3 protein-coding genes are annotated in these 2,754 nt (G+C 68.5%); all 3 read left to right on the forward strand.

The genetic code is table 11. The features are described from left to right. The first annotated feature begins 175 nt into the window (after window positions 1-175). The 3 genes from DMC18_RS24120 (at window position 176) to DMC18_RS24130 (ending at window position 2,586) form a co-directional block, all read left to right on the forward strand. On the forward strand, window positions 176-1,006 hold the full coding sequence (locus tag DMC18_RS24120; protein WP_110133381.1) for a flagellin: 831 nt from the start codon (window positions 176-178) through the stop codon (window positions 1,004-1,006). A gap of 165 nt (window positions 1,007-1,171) precedes the next feature. After that, entirely contained in the window at window positions 1,172-1,567 is a 396-nt protein-coding gene (locus DMC18_RS24125; protein WP_110118066.1) for a VOC family protein, read from the forward strand. A gap of 5 nt (window positions 1,568-1,572) precedes the next feature. Then, window positions 1,573-2,586, forward strand: coding sequence for a ThuA domain-containing protein (locus DMC18_RS24130; RefSeq protein WP_110118067.1), 1,014 nt, complete (start codon window positions 1,573-1,575; stop codon window positions 2,584-2,586). The last annotated feature ends 168 nt before the right edge of the window (window positions 2,587-2,754 follow it).

Here is a 2,754-nt window from a genome sequence, read left to right on the forward strand (position 1 = left end):
AGACCCCTCACCCGACCCTGCTCCGCAGGGCCACCCTCTCCCGCAAGGGGAGAGGGATCATGGTCCGATAACTTTTCCGCGCATCCTAACGATCCGCTAACGCAACGCGTGCAGAACTGGGCCTTGGATGCAAAACGCGTCCTTGGCCAGAATGGCCGCGCCGGGAAACGGGTCGATGCCGCTGAACAGCATCAACACCAATGTGGGGGCGATGATCGCCCTGCAGTCGCTGAACGCCATCAATGGCGAACTGGCGACCACGCTGCGCCGCATCGCGACCGGCCTGAAGATCTCGAGCCCCAAGGACAATCCCGCCGTCTGGGCGACCGCCAAGATGCAGTCGGCCGAGGCCAAGTCGCTGGACGCCGTGCGCGCCTCGCTGCAACGCGGCCAGTCGACGACGGACGTGGCCCTGGCGGCCGGCGACACGGTCACCGACCTGCTCGACCAGATGAAGCAGAAGCTGCTGGCGGCTTCCGACTCCAGCCTGACCACCGCCAGCCGCAAAGCGCTGAGCGACGACTACGTTTCGCTGCGCAAACAGATCGACCGCGCGGTCGAGAACGCCAGCTTCAACGGGGTGAACCTGATCTCGTCGGGCTCCAGCGGCTCGATCAAGGCCCTGGCCAACGCCAAGGCCGACTCGACCATCGACGTCGACCACGTGGACCTGTCGACCTCGGGCGCCACGATGTCGGGCATGCCCGCCGACCTGCTGACCCGGCCGACGAACGTCGAGATCAAGGCCATGGACGGCGTGATGCAGAAGGTCACCGCCGCCCTGTCCACCCTGGGCACCCAGGCCAATGCGCTCGACACCCACCTGACCTTCATCGACAAGCTGCAGGACACGCTGGAGGCCTCGGTCGGACGGCTGGTCGACGCCGACATGGCCCAGGAGGCGACGCGTCTCCAGGCCTTGCAGGTCAAGCAGCAGCTGGCGATCAAGTCGCTGTCGATCGCCAACGCCGCGCCGAGCTATCTGCTGAAGCTGTTCGGGGGCTGAGGCCCTTCCGCCGTAAAACCCCGCGAAAGCGGGAACCCAGGTGTCTTATCGTCGAGCGCCTTGGGTTTCAGAAAAAGCCTGGCTCCCCGCTTTCGCGGGGATTTTACGGATGGGGAATTGGCCCCAAAGTCCGTGCTCCCCCTTCCTTCCCCCGCGTGAGTCGCCATGGCCCAGCACCTCGCCCTCCTGTCCCTGCTCGTGCGCGACTATGACGAGGCCCTGGGCTTCTATGTCGGCAAGATGGGCTTCGACCTGGTGGAGGACAGCGAGCTGGGCGCGGGCAAGCGCTGGGTCGTCGTCTCCCCCGGTCCGGGCGGGTCGAGGTTCCTGCTGGCCAAGGCGGCCGACGAGCGCCAGGCGGCGATGATCGGCGCCCAGGGCGGCGGCCGGGTCTGGCTGTTCCTGCACACCGACGACTTCGACGGCGACCACGCCCGGCTGAGCGCGGCCGGGGTGACGTTCCTCGAAGAGCCCCGGCACGAGGCCTATGGCAGTGTGGCGGTGTTCGAGGACCTTTACGGCAATCGCTGGGACCTGTTGCAGCCGCGCGGCAAGGCCTGACGGCCGTGCGCATCCTGCTGGTCCTGGTCGCGGCGGCCCTGAGCCTGGCGGGCGCCAGCGTCGCCACGGCGGCCGAGAAGCCGATCCGCTTGCTCTATCTCGACCAGTCGGTCGGCTGGCGGCACCGGCCGGTGACGCGCCCCGAAGGCGGCGGCCTTGCGCCTTCCGAGACGGCGATGATCGCCATCGGCAAGAAGAGCGGCGCCTTCACGACAGAGGTCACCCAAGATGCGCGCGAGATCACGCCGCAGCGGCTGGAGACCGTGGACGTGCTGGTGCTCTACACCACCGGCGCCCTGCCCATTTCCGCGGAGGCCTGGACGGCCGTCCAGACGCGGCTGGCGGCCGGCAAGCTGGGGTTCGTGGGCCTGCACAGCGCCGCCGACACCGGCTGGGACTATGCAGGTCCGGGCCTGGACTACACCACCATGCTGAACGGCCAGTTCGGCGGCCATCCGTGGACGGAAGAGCAGAAGGTCCGCGTCAAGGCGCTCGACAACCATCCGCTGGCCGCGCCCTGGGGCCGGAGCGTCGATCTGGTCGAGGAAATCTACCAGTACAAGCGCTTCGACCCGGCCGCCGTGCGAGTGATCCAGAGCCTGGACTTTTCGGGCATGCCGCTGAAGCGGCCCTACGCCGTGCCGGTGAGCTGGGTGCGGAGCGTGGGGGCTGGCCGACTGTTCTTCACCAACCTCGGCCACAACGAGACCACCTGGGCCGACCCGCGCTTCGCCGAGCAGATCGTGCGGGCGGTGCGGTGGACGGCGTGGCGGGCGCGGGGCGATGCGACGCCCAATCCGCGCGAGCAGGCGCGTGACCAGGTGCGGGCGCTGCTGACCTATGCCGGCGAGGCCGACGTCGAGGCGCGGGTGGCGCGGGTGAAGGACGAGGCGTGGCTGCTGGACGTCGCGGGCCGGATCGCGGCGTTGCGGGAGGTCTATCCGGGCAAGCCGGAGGCCGATCGGACGCGGTTCGAGGCGGCGTATGCAGCGGTGCTGGTTGAGGTCAGGGCGCGGTGACCCCTCTCCCCTTGCGGGAGAGGGTGGCCCCACGGAGTGGGGTCGGGTGAGGGGTCTCTCAGACCTCAAAGCTGCGGGCAGAGGATAGACCGGGTGAAGCGTCTCAAGTTTGAGAGACCCCTCATCCGACGGCCTTCGGCCGCCACCTTCTCCCGCAAGGGGAGAAGG

Origin of the sequence: Caulobacter sp. D5 (assembly GCF_003185805.1) — a bacterium.
Lineage (GTDB): Bacteria > Pseudomonadota > Alphaproteobacteria > Caulobacterales > Caulobacteraceae > Caulobacter.